Here is a 17,970-nt window from a genome sequence, read left to right on the forward strand (position 1 = left end):
GTGCGGCGGGCGGTCATGCAGAACAGTCAAGCGGCGGGGGCGGAGCGACCAGACTTAACGCCGTTCGATCTTGATCAGCACCACATCATTGCTACGCATTGCAAGCTCTAGCGTGGCGTGGCCGCTGGCCGGCACCTGCAGCAGCCGCGTGCGCGGCAGGTCGCGCGTCTGTGCGCGCAATTGCCGCAGTTGGTCGGCGCTCAGGGACTTCGGCGCGCCCATGCGCAGGTAGGCCGTATGGGCGTCGTTGGCCTGATAGCCGGTACGGTAGATGCGCACGGCATATGGGCCGGCCGGATAAGCTTTCAGCACGAGCCGCAAAGGCTGACTGACTTTGCTCGGCTGTACCCGCGTGTAGTAGCCACGATTGCTCAGCTGCTGCTGCGGGGTCTGGAAGTCCCAGGCCAGCAGCTGGGTAGCACTGCCGCTGCGGGCTGCATAGCTCTGTGCGTCGCCGGTGGCGAGTTCGGCCTCGCCTAGCTGATGCAGATATTTATAGGCAAACCATGCAGGCTTGCGTACACCCTGGGGATTCATCAGGCCAAAGCCGCCTTCGAACGGGGCCGTGGGCGGCCCCGGCTCTTCGAACAGGTCGCTATAGGTCCAGTAGCTCATGCCCTGTACCAGACCGGCGCTCTGTTTGAGTTTCTGCAGAATGTAAGGCGCACTCAGATAGGCGTCATGTACGGGATCGCGTGGCGTATAGCTGGTGCTCCATTCGGTGAAATAGAGCGGCATCGCGGCGTGGCCCGCAGCCTGCATCTGGCTGCGCACCTTGCGTACATCGCCGACGATGGCGTCGGGCGAGCCGGATAGCTTGGTGTCTTCCTTGCCGTGTTCATCGAGGAAGCCGCCTTCCACACCATAGGTATGGGTGGTGACAAAATCCACCGGCACGCTGTTCGCGCGCGTGTAGGCGAGGAATTCCGCCACCCATGCTGCGCCGGCCGTCGATGGGCCACCCACCCGCAACGCGGGATCGATGGCCTTGATGGTGCGGGCGGTGCGGGCATACAGCTCGAAATAGGCTTGCTGGTCGGCGCGTTCCCAGAATCCATCCAGATTGGGCTCGTTCCACACCTCGAAGAACCACGATCGCACTTCGGCGGCACCATAGCGCTGCTGTACGTGCCGTACGAAAGCATCAATCAGCGCCACCCATTTGTCCGGCTGAGGGTGCGAGGTATTGCCTTTCCAGTAAAAGATGCTGAGGTCGGAACTGCGCATGGCCAGCGGCGTGAAGCCCAGTTCCACAAAAGGCCTGATGCCTATTTTGAGCAGCTGGTCGTACAGATAATCGAGCTTGCTCCAGTCATACACAGGCTTGCCGTCTACTTCGCGGTAGGTACCCAGCACATCATGGAAGATGGCGTGGAAGCGCAGGTAGCGGAAGCCCAGTTCCTCCCGCGCAGTCTTAAGCTGGGCCAGACTGTCGTCGCGTATCAGGGTGCCCGGATAATCCGAACCTACCGCCAGGTCGGCATAGTGTGCGCGCGGTGTGGTCGGCGCCGCTGCATCGAGCACAATCTCGCGCACACCGGCGGCACTGGCGGTACCGCACAGTGCCATGCTGCACAACAGCAGCGCCGCTTTCATCGCTGCACCTTGATGGCGTGGCCATCGTAGTCCACCGTGCGGTCGGCCAGCGCGAAGTTCTCGCTGCTGGAATCACCCGGCTTGATGAAGCGCACCCTGAACTGACGTTGGGCGATCATGCCCTGGTAGCTGCCGCTGCGGGCGCCAATCGTGAATACCCCGGTCTTGTTGTTGTAGCTGAACGGAATCCGGCTGGCTTCGCCACGCAGATAGGCATTGCTGACGCCATCGTCCTCATACAGCGTGTACTGGCCATCGGCGCCGGTGTACACGTTGAGGGTAAGCGCTGCGTCGGGCTTTTCATCGACATACTGGGTAACCGGACCAAAAGGCACAATCGCGCCAGCTTTCACCAGCAGCGGGATACGGGTTTCCGGCGCCTCGACTCTGATGCTCTGGCCGCCATGGTGCAGCTGGCCCGTGTAGAAGTCGTACCAGTTGCTGCCTTTGGGCAGTACCACCTCGCGCGAGCGGCCGCCATAGGTGTACACGGGCGCAACCAGCAGGCTGTGGCCGAACAGGTACTGGTCTTTCAGGTCGCGCACTGCAGGATCGTGGGGGAAATCCATCACCAGAGCGCGCATGATGACACCCGATTGGTAGTGGATATCGGCAGCGGCCGAGTAAATATACGGCATCAAACGATAGCGCAACTGGTCGTACCACACCATAGAGTCGCGCATAGGCGAGCCTTGCGGCGAGATTTCATGGATTTCACGCTTGACCACCTCGCCGTGCGAGCGGAACAGCGGCGAGAAGGCGCCGAACTGGAACCAGCGCAGATTCAGTTCGCGCCATTCCTTCAGATCTTCCGGATTGCCAGCTTGGCTGCCGGTGCTGCGGTTTTCCTGTGCCGAACCCACGTCGCCGATCTGGAAGCGGGTTTCCTGGGCATAGCCGCCGATATCGTGGGTCCAGTTGGCGATGCCGGACATGGAGATGCCGACGCCGGCTGAAATCTGGTCGTACAGATTATTCCAGCGGCTCACCGTATCACCGCTCCAGACGGCACTGGCATTACGCTGGATGCCGGCAAAGCCGGAACGGGAAAGGATGAACTGGCGCTTGTCTGGCTGGTCCTGTTTCAGGTGCTGGTAGAAGCCGCCCGTATGCACCAGGCTATACGGATTGAAGGTGATTTCGCCGGCGCCATAAATGGTAGGGCCGATCAGCTGTTTGAAATCGGCCGGGCGGGCATTCGACAGCACATCGGGTTCGGTATTATCCATCCACCAGGCGTCAAAGCCCAGATCCACCAGCTTGGGCTTCATCTGGCGGTAGTAGATGTCGCGCGCTTCCGGTGCATACGGCGAGTAGTGGCTGTTCTTGTAGCCGGGGCCGACCCAGTCCAGGTCGCCGTTCTCGACGTTCCTGGTCCACATATGGCCTTTGGCTGCCAGTTCCTTGTAGTTGGCGGTATTGGCGTAGAACTTGCCCCAGATGGAAATCATGATGCGTGCGTGGGAGCGATGGACTTCATCCACCATGGCCTTGGCATCCGGGAAGCGGGCCTGGTCGAAATCATGGCTGCCCCAGCCATCTTCCGGCCAGTAAAACCAGTCCTGCACCATATTGTCGATAGGCCAGCCGCGCTTGCGGTATTCGCGCAATACGCCCAGCAACTGCTCCTGCGTTTCATAGCGCTGGCGCGACTGCCAGTAGCCATAAGCCCACTTCGGCATCATGGGGGCGCGGCCGGTCAGATGGTGATAGCCGGCGATGACCTTGTCCATGTTCTCGCCGTTGATGACGTAGTAGTCGATGGCCTGGGCCAGTTCGGACGAGAAGGTCAGCGAATGGCGTTCGGGCGCGGGCAGGGGATCATTGTGGGTCATGGCAATCATGCCGCCGGCTGGTTGCCATTCGAGCCGCAGCGGCACCGGCTGGCCGGCCTTGAAGCTGACCTCGAAATTGTGATACCACGGGTTCCAGCCCTGACGCCAGATGTCCATCACTTCTTTGCCATCGACCAGCAGGCGGGCGTAGTCGGACGCGTACAGCTGCATCTTGTGTACGCCAGCCTTGGGCGAACGCATGCTGCCTTCCCACACCACTTTCAGATTGGGCGCTTTCGGATCGACTGCATCCTTGGGCCAGTTCTCGGCCACGTCCTTCAGATACTGGTAGGCGATATCCTTTTCGCGCCGGCTGTACACCAGTTTGCCGTCCACATAGTATTTTGCCGTCAGTGCGCCGGGCAGGCCATCGGCATCGGCCAGTTGCAGGTCGCGGCTCAGCCATGCATACGGCTTGCTGTCGCCGAAGCGCGAAATGGCATTGTTATCCCACAATACGCCGTAGTTGCGGCTGGAGATCACAAACGGCACGGCGATGGCCATATTGTGCTGCATCAGCAGCACATCTTCGCCATTCATATTCATCTGATGGTTCTGGTGCTGGCCCAGACCGTACAGCGCATCGGTGCTGCCATGGTTGAAGCCCTGCTTGATGGCGAGCATGCGCTGGCCTTCCACTTGTACCGGCGTCATGCTTTCCGCGTGCTGGGTCAGGAAGGCTTTGCCGGCGGCGTTAAAGAACTGCAGCGCGCCCGTCGCAAGGCTTACTTCGACGGCCATGCGCCTGGCTTTGAGCCGGACTTTGTCCTTGCTGGCGGACAGGCTGTAGCTGTCCTGCACCGGCTGCGCCACCGCCATCAGCGAAGGCGTCAGGGCCTTGCCCGGCTGGTCCAGCTTGACCACGTGGATGATGTTGTCGGCCATGACTTCCAGCCTGATTTCTCTGGCGGCGCCGTTATCGGGCCGCACGATCAGACCTGTGGCGGTTTTTTCGTAGCTGCCAGCCAGGGCCGGAATGCTGGCCAACACGGCCAGACTGGCCACCGCAGGGGCCATGATCTTTATACGCATACAGTCTCCGCTATTTAGTAGGTATCGAGTTTTACTTTTAGCACCACCGGAGTGGCGCCCAGATTCAGGCCGTAGTCGGTCTGGTCGCCATTCCAGTTGCGCTCCATGATCCAGTTGCCACGGGCGTCGAAATGTCCCTGTTCCACCCGCGCCCACATCGAGGGCTGGCCTTGCGCATGGCTGATCTTGATGCGCGCATGCTGGCCGATGATGATGAATTCCTTGTCGCCGGTCTGGGCGATGGCCACCCCGCCATTGGGTATCTCTGTCCCGGCCGGATGGTCCTTCAGTTCCTTGAAATATTCGCGTTCGCCGAACTGCCATTCGCGGAACGAAATGCTGGCATTCCATCCCTGCATGGCAATGTTCTGCGGCTGGCGGTCGTCGCCTTCGGCCACGCCATAAGTGCGGCCTTCGTAGGCCCAGCGTGCCCACTGCCGCTGCATGGGGCGGAACGCGGCATAGATGGCGCCGAACGGCGCCACCATGCTGCGGTCGCTGGCCTTGTGACCGAGCGGGTAGTTGCTGTATGCGGCGTAGTCGATGCCGAACGGCGCCACGCCGATCGCGCCACGGCCCAGCACCAGCCAGAGGTAGCGCACGTAGTTGGCGCCGTTGCTCATCTCCGGCACCATGAGCGGCTGGTCGGTGCGCTGGAAGTGCTGCAGGCTGGCGTTGAATTTGTTCCAGTCCGGGTCGTAGATGTCGGGACCGGCGAAAGCGATGTGCGGCGCAGCGGCGCGGTAGATATCGATCACGTCATAAGTGGGGCCGCCGCTGGCGAAGTTTTCATGCCATGGCAGCAGCGGGCTTTCGGTCGAGTCGCGCTGGGCATTGTTGACGTACATGGGCAGGTCATATACGGCGCGGCCGGCTTTGGCGATCTCCTCGATATAGCTGGCAATGGCGTAGGCATGGAAATACTCGTCGGCGTAAGCGCCATAGGCCTGACGCCATGTGGCGCCAGGAGCCTGCGGCTGTTGCGGTTTCTTGTACGCGAGCACGGCGGCCGGCACGGGCCCGCTGAATAGCTGTTCGGCCGCCGGGGCGTAATCCCGCGCGTAACCATAGGTGCCGACTTCGTTCTCGACCTGCATCATGATGACGGTGCGCTCTGCGCTGTCCACCTGTTTGAGGTGCTGCATCAAGCGCACAAAGGCTTTGCGGTCCGCCTGCAAGGTGCTGCTGGCATGGGGCGACAGACAGTAATTGGGCTTGCCTTGCCGGTCCAGCATGCGGGGGAAGCGGGCATTATCGAACTTGACCCATGCGGGCGCATAGCTGGGGCTAGTATTCTTCCATGTGCCGAACCATAGCAGCACCAGACGCACCTGATGCTGGCGCGCCTGTTTCAGCAGCGCGTCCACGTAGCTGAAATCGAACTGTCCTTCGACCGGCTCGATCTGTTCCCATGCGACGGGAATTTCCAGCGTGTTGGCATGCATATCGCCGATGGCAGCGAAAACCTTATCCAGCGCCAGCGGATAATTGCTGGAATTGTGCGCCTGCCCGCCCAGTATCAGGTAGGGGGCGCCGTCCACCAGCAGGGCATGGCGGCCCTGCTGGTGGACGATACGGGGCATTTCCGAAGCCGGCGCCGCGCTGCTTGCTGCCATCAAAAACAGGAGACTGGTAACCAGCCGGCGGGCGCTTGGCATCATCTATTTCTACCTTTCGATCAGAAGTCGTAGCTCAGTTTTGCTACCACGCGGCGGCCGGTTTTGAACCAGGCGCGCCCCATCATGCCGATATTCTGCTGCATCAGCTGCTTGTAGGTGGCATCGGTCAGATTCTGTGCTTCCAGACCCAGTTGCAGTTTGTCGGTGAACTTGTAGAACATCGATGCGTCCAGCTGACCATAAGCATCTGACCAGGTAGGCAGTGCCCAGGCGACTATAGTTTTGCCGTAGTCTGCGCTGGCCGGATTGGTATCGGTGGCATCCGAACCCTTGGTGCCGTTGACGTTCACGCCCTGCAGTGCTTTGGAGCGCCAGTTGTAGGCCAGGCGGGCCGAAATCGGACCTTTGTCGTACAGCAGGGCCAGATTGTAGGTCTGGCGCGACAGGTTTTCCAGCGGCAGATTGCCGAAGGTGGTGCCGTTGGTGTCGCAGCCGTTCATGTTCAGATTCAGGTTGGCTGCCGTATCGCCGCCCGTGCAGTACTTCGAATAGATCGGCGTGTACAGTTCGCGCTTGCTGTCTACAAAGGTGAAGTTGGCCTGCACGCCGAGGCCGGAGAAAGCACCGGGCAGTTTGTCGAAGTACTGCTGGAAGGCCAGTTCGAAGCCACGGGCATGGCCTTTGGCGCCGTTGATCGGCCCTGTCACGGTAAAGTCATACAGCTTGCCGTTCACGTCTGCCAGCTGTTTTACATACATCTGCTTGACGATGATGTCCTTGAGCTGTTTGTTGAACAGGGCCACCGTGAAGGAGCCGGTCGGTGCGAAATACCACTCGCCCGTCAGATCGAGCTGGGTCGCCGTGGTCGGACGCAGCATCGGGTTGCCGTCGCTCTCGCCGGTCAGACTGACGCTGTTGACGCGAGTGACGCCGGTAACCGTATTGGTGGCCGAATCGGCGCTTTCGCCCAGCTTGGTATAGCCCTGCAACTGCGAGAAGTCAGGACGCGACAGCGCTTTGGCCAGCGCCAGGCGGAACTGCAGGCTGTCGCTGGCTTTCAGGCGCAGGTTCAGGCTAGGCAGGAAGTTGTGATAGTTATTCTGGTAGTCTTTCACTTCGGCGAACGGTTTGATATTCGGTACAGGCGTACCGACCATCACGCCGCCATTCGGCGCGGTCGAGGTGAACACGGTATAGCCATGGGCACGCGAGTCGGTCTTCACGTAGCGCAGGCCGATATTGCCGTCGACCGGGTATTTCAGGTTATCCAGACCGAAGCGCAACTGGCTATACAGGGCCTGGGTCTTTTCCGACTGGTCGTTGGTGCCGGCATAGTTGCTGGCGCCGTAGCTGGCCGGTGTCCATGGATCGCAGCTGCCCCAGCCCTGTTTGGCAACCTGCTCTTTGCACAGGATGTCGTGGTAGGCATGCAGCTTGGCATACGAATCGGGGAAGCCCTGGGCCAGCGAAACATCGGGGAAGACCACCGATGGCACGCTCATGCCGCCATTGAAGAAGTTGTTGAAGCTATGCAGATTGGTGTTGCCGCTGAAGCGGGGATCGCCCAGCGAGGCCAGACCGCTGATGTTCCAGCCCAGCTGCCATGGCTGGCTGATAGGCGACCAGTTATAGCTAGGATTCGAATTCTGCGTTACGGCATCGCGGTCCGTCAGGCGCACACCGAAGCGCAAGTCGCGCAGCACGGGATGGTCGAAGTCGTATTTGAGGTCGGTTTTCCAGGCAGTTTCGTTGGCGCGGCTCTGGTCCAGGTGTTCCATGGTGAAGGCCCAGTAGTAGTTCTTCGGATCGGCCAGATAGGCGCGATCGGCATCGGTGAACAGCAGCTTGGGCACATTGCCGCTCAGATCGACCTTCTCCTGTGGCATGGTCACCCCGGTGGCCACGGTGGAATCGACGCTGTTGGTGCTGGCGCGGATACGCTGCAGATCCGTGCTGACGGTCCAGTTGTCACGGCGCCAGCGCAGGTTCCACGACAGATCGGTGGTGTCGGATTTGCGGTTGGAAGTGCGGGTGTCGTCGCCGAAGTTGATGCCGCCATCGGACGGATCGGTCAGAGTGCCGGTCAGCAGCGCGCCGCGCGAATTGAAGGTGGCATCGGACGAAACCTTGATGTTGTAAGGGCTGGATTGGGCAAAGATGGCCTGCTCGTCCCACTGCATTTCGTATTTGGATTTGAAGTAGGTCAGATTGCTGGACCACTCGTCTTTTTTCCACTGCAGGGCGCCGTAAGCACCTTCGCGCTTGCGGTTGAATTCCAGCGTACGCCATTGCGCGCCTTTGGGCACGAATACGGTATTGCCCTTGGCATCTTTGAGCGGATAGTAAGGCTCGACCTGGAAAGCATCGGTGCGGGTGCCGCTTTCCGAATAGGCCAGATCGAGCAGTGCGCCTACTTCGCCCAGCGGGGTTTTCCAGCGGTTCGATACCAGACCGGAGGCAGATGGCGAGGTTTTACCTTTTTTCAGTTCCGACCAGGTGCGGTCAGCCGAAATGGCGGCTTTGTAGCCTTTGAAGTCGAACGGCAGTGCGGTGCGCAGATTGATCAGCCCGCCGACTGCGCCTTCCACCTGTTCGGCCGAAGGATTTTTGTAGATATCCACGCCGGCCACCAGTTCCGGCGGCACGTCTTCGAAGTTGAGCGAACGGCCACCATTGGCGGAGAACGAGTCGCGGCCATTGAGCTCGGAGCGCACATAGCTGAGACCACGAATGGACACGCCGGAGCCTTCTACCGAGAAGTGTTCGGGATCGCTCTTGCTCATGGTGCGGTCGATGGTGACGCCGACCACGCGCTGCAGCACCTCCGTCACCGAGCGGTCAGGCAGCTTGCCCATGTCCTCTGCCACGATGGAGTCGACGATTTCGTCCGAATTCTGTTTGATCTTCTGGGCCGATTGCAGCGCGGCGCGCTGCCCCGTGACCATCACGGTTTCGACGCCGCCGCCAGCCTGCTGGTCTGCATCGGCAGGGCGCGCCATGGCGTTATTGGCCAGCATCATGGTCATCTGGGCGAGGCCCATGGCGATTGCTGTCTTCTTGAATTGTTTCATCTACGTTCTCCAAGGGGATACGAAGCTACTGAGCTTTTCGGCTCGTCGTTTTAGTTATGGCTCAAGGTCTGGGGACTTTCCGGGATGCGGGTACAAGCTAGCCCGCAGGCGCCCCGCGGCGCCTGATTCTGCTGTTCATTCGATGTTGTCTCGCTCTCTTATTTTTGTCGCGTTGTCGTACCGGCGGGGTGCCAGTGCTTGCGATCTCGAACCATTGTGCTTTTTACTAAACTGGCTCGCAATTGCGAAATTCACCAAGCTCGCGAATGATAATAAGCAATCATTGCAATGCATCTTAGAGCGGATGCCGCGCACAGGCGGGAACTGCAGGCGCGGCGCGGAGGGGGGCAAGCGGGGACGGGGCAGGGGGTGTCGCCAGTGTGCGACAGTCGGTGCGCGAGTGACCAGACCGGACTTAAGCTAACCAGCCATAGGGGAAACCATAACGCCATACATTGAATAGCTCGGACGCGTGTTCGATCTGGCACGTTTCGAGTATGCGGCCAAAGTAGATCAGTAGCTGGTCGCGCTCTTCAGACTCGGACAGCGCAAAGCCGGCCAGCGTCTGCTTGAGGATGGCGAGCACGGTGGAGCGCTGCGGGCGTTGCGGCAATTCGCTCAGGAGCCTGCCGATGGCGGCGTCCACGGCAGCCTGGGCAGTGGCGCGTTGCGTCTCGTTGACGGCGCCGGGATAAAAGCTGCGTGTATCGAGGGTGAATTTATGCTCGGCCTGCAAGTCTCGCAGCTGCTGCAGCATCGCGGGAGTGAGGGCCACAGGGCGGTCCTGTATGGCGGTGGGCCAGAGGCGGAAGGTGAGCCCGGACACCCCGGCTGCAATGATCGCGGCGAGAAACAGCAGGAAGACAGCGAAAAAACGTATAAGCATTACTACTCCGTTAGGCGGGAATGGTGCCAGCGGAGTATCCCCCGCAGCAGGCAGGGGCATATCATAACTTTAACGATAGTAAAAATACAAATCAATCAAATCTGATCCCGTTTCAGTAGCGGCTGATCAGTTGCTGGGCACCCGCTGTGAAACTATCCCTATCGATGGCGTCCAGCCTGAGCTCCCCAGCCTGTTCGTAGCGCACGAAATTGCGGTCTATCGAGCGCAGATAGGCCGGGTCATAGTGCTCCTGCAGCAGCTCCTCTACCAGCGCAGTCATTTCCCCCGCCGTTGCCATGGCCTGCCAGCGCTTGATGCGCTCGTGGCCGTGCAGCGGCGTCAGGTAGGACAGCTGTTCGTTAAGCGCCGCGGCATTGCTGGTGTAGTGCTGGTAGTCTTCCATTAACAGGCGCACCCGGTCGACGCGGCTCAGCGACATGGCGATGCAGTCGGAGCCGCGCATGCGTTCCATCAATGCGGCCGGTACGCGCAGATTGCCCACCTTCTTGCTTTCGGCTTCGACGAAGACGGGGCGCTGATGGTCGAAACGGCGCAAGCTATTCCAGATCGCCGTTTCGAAAGCCTTCTGGCTAGGCTGCGGCTGGCTGGGCAAGCCGCCTAGTACGGAGCCGCGATGGGCGGCCAACTGCTCCAGATCGAGCACCTGTGCGCCTTGTGCCGCGAGTACTTCCAGCATGCGGCTCTTGCCGCTGCCGGTGGTACCGCAAATAACTTTGAAGTCGAATTCCGGTGTCTGTTCCAGCTGCTCATTGACATGGGCGCGGAAGGATTTGTAGCCGCCATCGAGCTGCACTACCGGCCAGCCTATCTTGGCGAGGATGTGGGCCATGGCGCCGCTGCGGTTGCCGCCACGCCAGCAGTAGATCAGCGGGCGCCACTCGCGTGGCTGGTCCAGCCACAAGGTTTCGATGTGATGGGCGACGTTTTTTGCCACCAGCGCTGCACCCAGCTTTTTGGCCTCGAACGAGCCGACCTGCTTGTACATGGTGCCGACGGTAATGCGTTGCGCATCGTCGAGTACGGGCGCGTTGATTGCGCCGGGCAAATGGTCGATCGCATATTCGCACGGGCTACGTGCGTCGATGATGGCATCGAACTGGTCTAGCTGGGGCAGCACCTGTTCAAGTCTGAGAACTTCCGGGTATTTCATTTGGCTTTGAGGGACTTCTGCAAGGTAGGCCAGATATTGGCGAGGATGGCAGGATGGGCGCTGGCCAGCGGATGCAGGCGGTCCGGCTGCATCAGCTCGGGCTTGTCGGCAACGCCTTCCAGCATGAAGGGCACCAGCGGTGCCTTGATCTGTTTCGCCAGCGTGCCATACATGGCAAAGAAGCGTTCGGTGTAATCGCGGCCATAATTGGGCGGCATGCGCATGCCGATCAGCATCACGCGCGCATCGGCCTTCTGCGCGGCACTGCTCATGGCCAGCAGATTGGCCTCTGCCGCGGCAACGGGTAGTCCGCGCAAGCCGTCGTTGGCGCCAAGTTCGATAACGACCAGCGCAGGTTTGTATTTGTCCAGTAGTGCAGGCAGGCGGCTGCGGCCACCACTGGTGGTCTCGCCGCTCACGCTGGCGTTGACGATGCTTGCTTCGATATTCTGGCTACGTAGTTTTTCTTCGGCCAGCGCTACCCAGCCCGTACCGCGCGCCAGTCCGTACTCGGCCGATAAACTATCGCCCAGCACCAGAACGGTTTTTGGTGCAGAATAGGCGCTGCCCGACGCAATGCCCAGCGTAGCTGCCAAGGCTATGGCGCAACACTGAGTCAGGTATTGAGACCAAGTGCGCAATCCCGATAAACGATTTAAGCTTTTAAGCATGCCTGATTTTCCTGAACGTTCTACTTCACTGAATCCCGCTATGGCCTCTGGCGCGACGGCCCATGCTGCCATTGAAGTACGCGGCCTCGCCAAGCGGGTGGCCGATGCCAGCGGCGAGCTGACGATACTTCATCCCCTCGATTTTACCGTGCAAAAGGCCGAGACGCTTGCGATTGTAGGCGCTTCAGGTTCCGGCAAGTCGACTTTGCTCGGCTTGCTGGCGGGTCTGGACACGCCAAGCGCAGGCACAGTGCTGATCAATGGTGTAGATATCTACGGGCTGGATGAAGATGGCCGTGCCTTGCTGCGCAAGGAAGGACTGGGCTTTGTATTCCAGTCGTTCCAGCTGCTGGCCCATCTGACGGCGGTGGAAAATGTCATGCTGCCACTGGAACTGCGCGGTGTCGCTAATGCCAGAGCACGCGCCGAGGCGATGCTGGAGCGGGTGGGCTTAGCCAGCCGTTTGCGCCATTATCCCAAATACCTGTCAGGCGGCGAACAGCAGCGGGTTGCGCTGGCACGGGCCTTTGTGACCGAGCCGCCCTTGCTGTTTGCCGATGAACCGACGGGCAGCCTCGATGCCGCGACTGGCGAATCGGTGATCGCACTGATGTTCGAACTGAATCGCCAGCATGGCTCCACGCTGGTGCTGGTGACCCACGATCAGAGCATGGCAGCGCGTTGCGACCGCACCCTGACCATAGCGGCAGGGCGGCTGGTCTAGAACGCGTGGTGCATAGCCATGCGGTTGATGGCCGCGCGTATCGCCGGTATCAGTTCGCTGGCAGTCAGTCCGATGGCATTGCCGCCTTCCGCGACCAGCACATCGGCAGCCATGCCATGCAGCCAGACGGCAGCTAGCGCTGCCTGCCACTGCGGCCAGCCCTGCGCCAGCAGGCTGCCGCACAGACCTGCCAGCACGTCGCCGGTGCCTGCGGTGGCCAGCGCCGCGTTACCGGTGCTGTTGATGACGGCCTCGCCTGCCGGGCTGGCAATCACGCTGCCGGAGCCTTTCAGCACCACGATGGCATTGAATCTGGCCGCCAGCTGGCGCGCAGCATGGACGCGGTCCGACTGTATTTCGGCGATGCTGCAACCAGCCAGACGGGCAGCTTCCAGCGGATGCGGCGTCAGGACCGCCATGGCTGGACGGGTCCGCAACGCCGTTTGCAGAGCGCTGTCGCCGGCGACCAGGTTCAGGGCGTCGGCGTCGAGCAGCAGCGGCGTATCGGTCGCAAGCATCCCGGCCAGCAGCGAGCTAGCGTGGGCGGAAGCACCCAGCCCCGGGCCTGCAACGATAGTGGCAGAAGAATAATCATAGCCGGCAGCGCTGCGGCACATCAGCTCCGGCTGTCCTGCGTCATAGGGCAGGGCGGTTCCGGCAAACAGCGCGTACACGCGCCCTGCGCCGGCATGTAGCGCCATGCGCGCTGCCAGTATCGGTGCGCCGGCCATGCCGTCCGCGCCGCCGACGACGGCCACATTGCCATAACTGCCTTTATGGCTATTCTGTCTGCGGCTACGCAGATGGCGGGCAAAATAGCGCACGTCGTTCAGGTGTAGACGGGCGGGGGGCAGCAGTGCACAGTCGATGTCGAGGCTGGCAACGTCGACCAGCCCGGCATAATCGCGCCCATCCGCCGTATGCAAGCCGGGCTTGTCGGCGATGAAGCTTAGCGTGCGGGTCGCGCGCAGCGCCACGCCATGCGGTCCAACGACGGTTCCGGTATCGGCATCGAGCCCGCTAGGCACGTCCAGTGCCAGTATCTGGGTATGCAGCGTGTTGACCTGTGCGGCGAGTTGGCGGAATTCTCCCGCTAGCGGTCTTTGCAGACCTATGCCGAACAGGCCATCGATCACCAGCGACCATGGCTGTGAAGGTAACAGTTCGCCGTGATAGTCCACAAACTGCGCATCGCTTGAACGGGCGCGCTGCAGCGCGGCCTGCCGCTCGGGCGAGCCGGCTGCCGCCGCTGCGTAGTGGAGTATGCTGACGCGGGCGCCGGCCAGCGCCAGATGGGCCGCCGCTTCCAGCGCATCGCCCCCATTATTGCCCGGTCCCGCCAGCACCAGTACGCGGGCGCCGCCCGCTGCAGCGGGCAGCATGTCGAGCGCGGTATTGGCGGCGGCCTGGCCGGCACGCTGCATCAGCACGCCCGATGGCAGGGAGGCGGCCGCAGCCTGTTCGATCGCACGTATTTTGGCGACAGTGTGGAGTGGGTTCATGCTGTAATTCTAGCATCGAAATTATGTCGCTCCGCTGCTGCACGGAAGCTGTCGCTGCTACTACAATAGGCGCTTCTTTTCATCGTCGTGAGGTAGATATGGATTGGCAGTTCTGGATAGATCGTGGCGGTACGTTCACCGATATCGTGGCTAAAGCGCCCGATGACAGTCTGCGTACGCTCAAGCTGCTGTCGGAGAATCCGGAACACTATGCCGATGCAGCCGTCGCCGGTATCCGCCAGCTGATGGGCGTGGCGGCGGGGCAGGCAGTGCCTGTGCAGCAGATCGGCGCCGTCAAGATGGGCACCACGGTGGCCACCAATGCGCTGCTGGAACGCAAGGGCGAGCCTACTGCGCTGGCGATTACCCGCGGCTTTGGCGATGCCCTGCGCATCGCCTACCAGAACCGCCCGCGTCTGTTCGACCGCCATATCGTGCTGCCCGAGCTGCTCTATCGGCACGTCATCGAGATCGACGAACGTATGGACGCACATGGCGCTATCGTCCAGGCGCTCGATACGGCACAAGCCCGAGCCGGGCTGCAGGCCGCCTACGATCAGGGGCTGCGTTCGCTGGCCATCATCTTCATGCATGGCTACCGTTACACCGAGCATGAGCGGCAGGTGGCCGAGCTGGCGCGCCAGGTCGGCTTTAGCCAGATCTCCGTATCGCATCAGGTGAGCCCGATGATGAAGCTGGTGGCGCGGGGCGATACTACGGTGGTCGATGCCTATCTGTCGCCGATACTGCGGCGCTACGTTGATCTGGTGGCGAACCAGCTGCCCGGGGTGAATCTGCAGTTCATGCAATCGAATGGTGGCCTGACGGATGCGCGGGCATTTCAGGGCAAGGACAGCATCCTCAGCGGCCCGGCTGGCGGCATCGTCGGCATGGTGCGGGCCAGCCAGCTGGCCGGTTTCGACAAGGTAATCGGCTTCGATATGGGCGGCACCTCCACCGACGTTTCGCATTTTTCCGGCGAGTTCGAGCGGGTGTTCGAGACGCAGGTGGCCGGTGTGCGCATGCGCGCGCCCATGATGAGCATACACACGGTCGCTGCCGGTGGCGGCTCGATACTGCACTTCGACGGTAGCCGCTACCGCGTGGGGCCGGACAGCGCGGGCGCCAATCCGGGCCCGGCCAGCTACCGGCGCGGCGGCCCGCTGGCTGTGACGGACTGTAACGTCATGCTGGGCAAGATACAGCCGCGCTACTTCCCCCAGCTGTTTGGCGCAGACGGCAAGCAGGCGCTGGATACGGCGGCGGTGCGTGAGCGCTTCGGCGCTATGGCCGCAGAGATCGCCCGTGCCACCGGGCGTGATACCAGCGCAGAGCAGGTGGCAGAAGGCTTTCTGGATATTGCGGTGGGCAATATGGCCAACGCCATCAAACAGATTTCGGTGCAGCGCGGCCATGATGTAACGGAATATGTGCTGACCAGTTTTGGCGGCGCCGGCGGCCAGCACGCCTGTCTGGTAGCCGATGCGCTGGGCATGAAGACGGTGTTTGTGCACTCGCTGGCTGGCGTGATGTCGGCCTACGGCATGGGGCTGGCCGATCAGAGCGCCATGCGCGAAGCAGCGGTGGAAGTCAGGCTGGACGAAACTGCACTGGCGCAGGTGGCGCAAAGGCTGGAGCAGCTGGGGGCACAGGCCAGCAGTGATCTGCTGGCACAGGGAGTGGCACAGGAGCGCATCGTTCTGATGCGGCGCGTTCATCTGCGCTACGAGGGTACCGATAGCGCGCTGATCGTGCTGTTCGATACGCTGGCGAGCATGCAGGCCCAGTTCGAGGCGGCCTACCGCAAGCGCTATTCCTTCCTGATGCCTGCGCGTGGGCTGATGGTGGAAGCTGTTTCGGTGGAAGCCATAGGCAAGTCCGATGCGCCTGCCGAGTCGGTGCAAGCGGCAGCGCGCCGCACGACAGGGCTGCTGCCGCAGGCGGTAGTGCCCATGTACACGGGCGGAAAATGGCGCCAGACTAGCTTGTACTCGCGCGAGCACACCCGCATCGGCGATGTGATCAAGGGCCCCGCTATCATCGCCGAACAGAATTCCACCACCATCGTGGAAGCGGGCTGGCAGGCCGAGGTGACACCGCACGACCATCTGCTGCTGCGCCGTGTTGCCGCGCTGCCGGAGCGGCGCGCCATCGGTACCAGCGCCGATCCTGTGATGCTGGAAATTTTTAACAATCTGTTCATGTCCATCGCCGAGCAGATGGGCCTGCGCCTGCAGAATACCGCGTATTCGGTCAACATCAAGGAGCGGCTGGACTTCAGCTGTGCCATCTTCGACGCCGACGGCAACCTGATCGCCAATGCGCCGCACATGCCGGTGCACCTGGGCTCCATGGGCGAGAGCATCAAGACGGTGATGCGCGAAAATGCCGGGCGTATGCAGGCCGGCGATGTCTACATGCTCAACGATCCCTACAACGGTGGCACCCATTTGCCCGATGTGACGGTGATTACGCCGGTGTTCGACCAAGCCGGGACCACGCTGCTGTTCTACGTGGGTTCGCGTGGCCACCATGCCGATATAGGCGGCACCACGCCCGGTTCCATGCCGCCTGATTCGCGTGTGATCGAGGACGAGGGGGTGCTGATCAATAACTTCAAGCTGGTTGACGGCGCCGCTGGCGGCCGCCTGCGCGAAGAGGAAACCCGGGCTTTGCTGGCCTCGGCGCGTCATCCGGCCCGCAATCCGGAGCAGAACATGGCGGACCTGCGCGCGCAGGTTGCGGCCAACCAGAAGGGCGTGGAAGAGCTGCACAAAATGGTGGCCCACTTCGGCCTCGATGTGGTGCAGGCCTATATGGGCCATGTGCAGGATAACGCCGAGGAAGCCGTGCGCCGCGTGATCAGCGCGCTGCAGGACGGCAGCTACACGCTGGATCTGGACAACGGCGCCCGCATACAGGTAGCGATCCGCGTCAATCAGGCCGAGCGCAGTGCCGAAATCGACTTTGCCGGTACCTCGGCCCAGCTGGAAAACAACTTCAACGCGCCATCAGCGGTCTGCATGGCGGCCGTGCTGTATGTATTCCGCACGCTGGTCAATGACGATATTCCCCTCAATGCCGGTTGTCTTAAACCGCTCAAGGTCAGCATACCCGCCGGTTCCATGCTGAACCCGCACTATCCGGCCTCGGTGGTATCGGGCAACGTGGAAACCTCGACCTGCATTACCAATGCGCTGTACGGTGCGCTGGGCGTGATGGCGGCAGCGCAGGGCACGATGAATAATTTCACCTTCGGGAATGCGCGCTACCAGTATTACGAAACCATCAGCGGCGGTTCCGGTGCCGGTCCCGGATTTGACGGCGCCAGCGTGGTACAGACCAATATGACCAACTCGCGCCTGACCGATCCGGAGATACTGGAGTTCCGTTTCCCCGTGCGGCTGGAGAGCTACACCATACGGCGCGGTAGCGGCGGCGCAGGGCGCTGGCATGGCGGTGATGGCGGCGTGCGCAAGCTGCGTTTCCTTGAGCCGATGACGGCCGCCATCCTCTCGAATAACCGTGTGCATGCGCCATTCGGCATGGCTGGCGGCAGTGACGGTGCCTGCGGCCGCAACAGCGTGGTGCGCGCCGACGGCAGCGTGGAGACCTTGCCCCATATCGGCAAGGCCGACATGCAGGCGGGCGACATGTTCGTGATCGAAACGCCGGGTGGTGGCGGTTATGGGCTGGAGGGGACGGACTGACAGGCCGGGTCCGCGCCGGATAGTGCTACCCATGGTACTGTCTGGCGATACCCGGTCGCGCCTGCTTGGCGCGGCAGGCCGGCACGCGTACAGTCATGGCTACACTTAATGACGACAGCGGAGAAGATAGTGCGTACGCTTACCCGAATATTG

10 protein-coding genes are annotated in these 17,970 nt (G+C 61.5%); 2 read left to right on the plus strand and 8 right to left on the minus strand.

Going from position 1 to position 17,970, the window contains the following annotated elements; all coding sequences use genetic code 11:
• Positions 1-54 precede the first annotated feature (54 nt).
• The 7 genes from GTP27_RS09600 to GTP27_RS09630 form a co-directional block, all read right to left on the minus strand.
• Positions 55-1,596, minus strand: coding sequence for a GH39 family glycosyl hydrolase (locus tag GTP27_RS09600; protein WP_161038957.1), 1,542 nt, complete (start codon positions 1,594-1,596; stop codon positions 55-57).
• The gene (locus GTP27_RS09605) at positions 1,593-4,463 is read right to left on the minus strand and encodes a glycoside hydrolase family 31 protein (RefSeq protein ID WP_161038958.1); all 2,871 of its coding nucleotides are present in this window, start codon (positions 4,461-4,463) and stop codon (positions 1,593-1,595) included. The genes GTP27_RS09600 and GTP27_RS09605 overlap by 4 nt, the downstream gene beginning before the upstream one ends.
• Before the next feature lie 14 nt (positions 4,464-4,477).
• Complete coding sequence (locus GTP27_RS09610) at positions 4,478-6,046, minus strand: DUF5597 domain-containing protein (RefSeq protein ID WP_229633592.1); 1,569 nt, start codon at positions 6,044-6,046, stop codon at positions 4,478-4,480.
• A gap of 95 nt (positions 6,047-6,141) precedes the next feature.
• Positions 6,142-9,153 (minus strand): TonB-dependent receptor, encoded by a 3,012-nt coding sequence (locus GTP27_RS09615; protein WP_161038960.1) that lies wholly within the window; start codon positions 9,151-9,153, stop codon positions 6,142-6,144.
• Between the two features lie 415 nt (positions 9,154-9,568).
• Positions 9,569-10,039 (minus strand): DUF4844 domain-containing protein, encoded by a 471-nt coding sequence (locus tag GTP27_RS09620; protein WP_161038961.1) that lies wholly within the window; start codon positions 10,037-10,039, stop codon positions 9,569-9,571.
• A gap of 112 nt (positions 10,040-10,151) precedes the next feature.
• Positions 10,152-11,210, minus strand: a complete 1,059-nt coding sequence (gene mnmH, locus GTP27_RS09625; RefSeq protein WP_161038962.1) for a tRNA 2-selenouridine(34) synthase MnmH — start codon at positions 11,208-11,210, stop codon at positions 10,152-10,154.
• Positions 11,207-11,806: an arylesterase gene (locus GTP27_RS09630; RefSeq protein WP_229633594.1), complete on the minus strand. Its 600-nt coding sequence runs from the start codon at positions 11,804-11,806 to the stop codon at positions 11,207-11,209. Before GTP27_RS09630 ends, mnmH begins: the two co-directional genes overlap by 4 nt.
• A 115-nt stretch (positions 11,807-11,921) precedes the next feature.
• Between GTP27_RS09630 and GTP27_RS09635 the strand changes: the two genes are divergently transcribed.
• Positions 11,922-12,605, plus strand: a complete 684-nt coding sequence (locus tag GTP27_RS09635; RefSeq protein ID WP_161038964.1) for an ABC transporter ATP-binding protein — start codon at positions 11,922-11,924, stop codon at positions 12,603-12,605.
• On the opposite strand, the gene GTP27_RS09640 is transcribed toward GTP27_RS09635, so the two are convergent.
• Positions 12,602-14,107, minus strand: coding sequence for an NAD(P)H-hydrate dehydratase (locus GTP27_RS09640; protein ID WP_161038965.1), 1,506 nt, complete (start codon positions 14,105-14,107; stop codon positions 12,602-12,604). The genes GTP27_RS09635 and GTP27_RS09640 overlap by 4 nt on opposite strands.
• A 98-nt stretch (positions 14,108-14,205) precedes the next feature.
• On the opposite strand from GTP27_RS09640, the gene GTP27_RS09645 reads away from it, so the two are divergent.
• Positions 14,206-17,817 (plus strand): hydantoinase B/oxoprolinase family protein, encoded by a 3,612-nt coding sequence (locus tag GTP27_RS09645; RefSeq protein WP_161038966.1) that lies wholly within the window; start codon positions 14,206-14,208, stop codon positions 17,815-17,817.
• Positions 17,818-17,970 lie beyond the last annotated feature (153 nt).

It is taken from the genome of Duganella qianjiadongensis, from assembly GCF_009857915.1.
In the GTDB taxonomy this organism is placed as follows: domain Bacteria; phylum Pseudomonadota; class Gammaproteobacteria; order Burkholderiales; family Burkholderiaceae_D; genus Rugamonas; species Rugamonas qianjiadongensis.

Bases quoted from the DNA above. Each gene is read 5' to 3' on its own strand.
- GTP27_RS09600 (WP_161038957.1), bottom strand. From the start codon at position 1,596: ATGAAAGCGGCGCTGCTGTTGTGCAGCATGGCACTGTGCGGTACCGCC.
- GTP27_RS09605 (WP_161038958.1), bottom strand. From the start codon at position 4,463: ATGCGTATAAAGATCATGGCCCCTGCGGTGGCCAGTCTGGCCGTGTTG.
- GTP27_RS09610 (WP_229633592.1), bottom strand. From the start codon at position 6,046: ATGCCCCGTATCGTCCACCAGCAGGGCCGCCATGCCCTGCTGGTGGAC.
- GTP27_RS09615 (WP_161038960.1), bottom strand. From the start codon at position 9,153: ATGAAACAATTCAAGAAGACAGCAATCGCCATGGGCCTCGCCCAGATG.
- GTP27_RS09620 (WP_161038961.1), bottom strand. From the start codon at position 10,039: ATGCTTATACGTTTTTTCGCTGTCTTCCTGCTGTTTCTCGCCGCGATC.
- mnmH (WP_161038962.1), bottom strand. From the start codon at position 11,210: ATGAAATACCCGGAAGTTCTCAGACTTGAACAGGTGCTGCCCCAGCTA.
- GTP27_RS09635 (WP_161038964.1), top strand. From the start codon at position 11,922: ATGGCCTCTGGCGCGACGGCCCATGCTGCCATTGAAGTACGCGGCCTC.
- GTP27_RS09640 (WP_161038965.1), bottom strand. From the start codon at position 14,107: ATGAACCCACTCCACACTGTCGCCAAAATACGTGCGATCGAACAGGCT.
- GTP27_RS09645 (WP_161038966.1), top strand. From the start codon at position 14,206: ATGGATTGGCAGTTCTGGATAGATCGTGGCGGTACGTTCACCGATATC.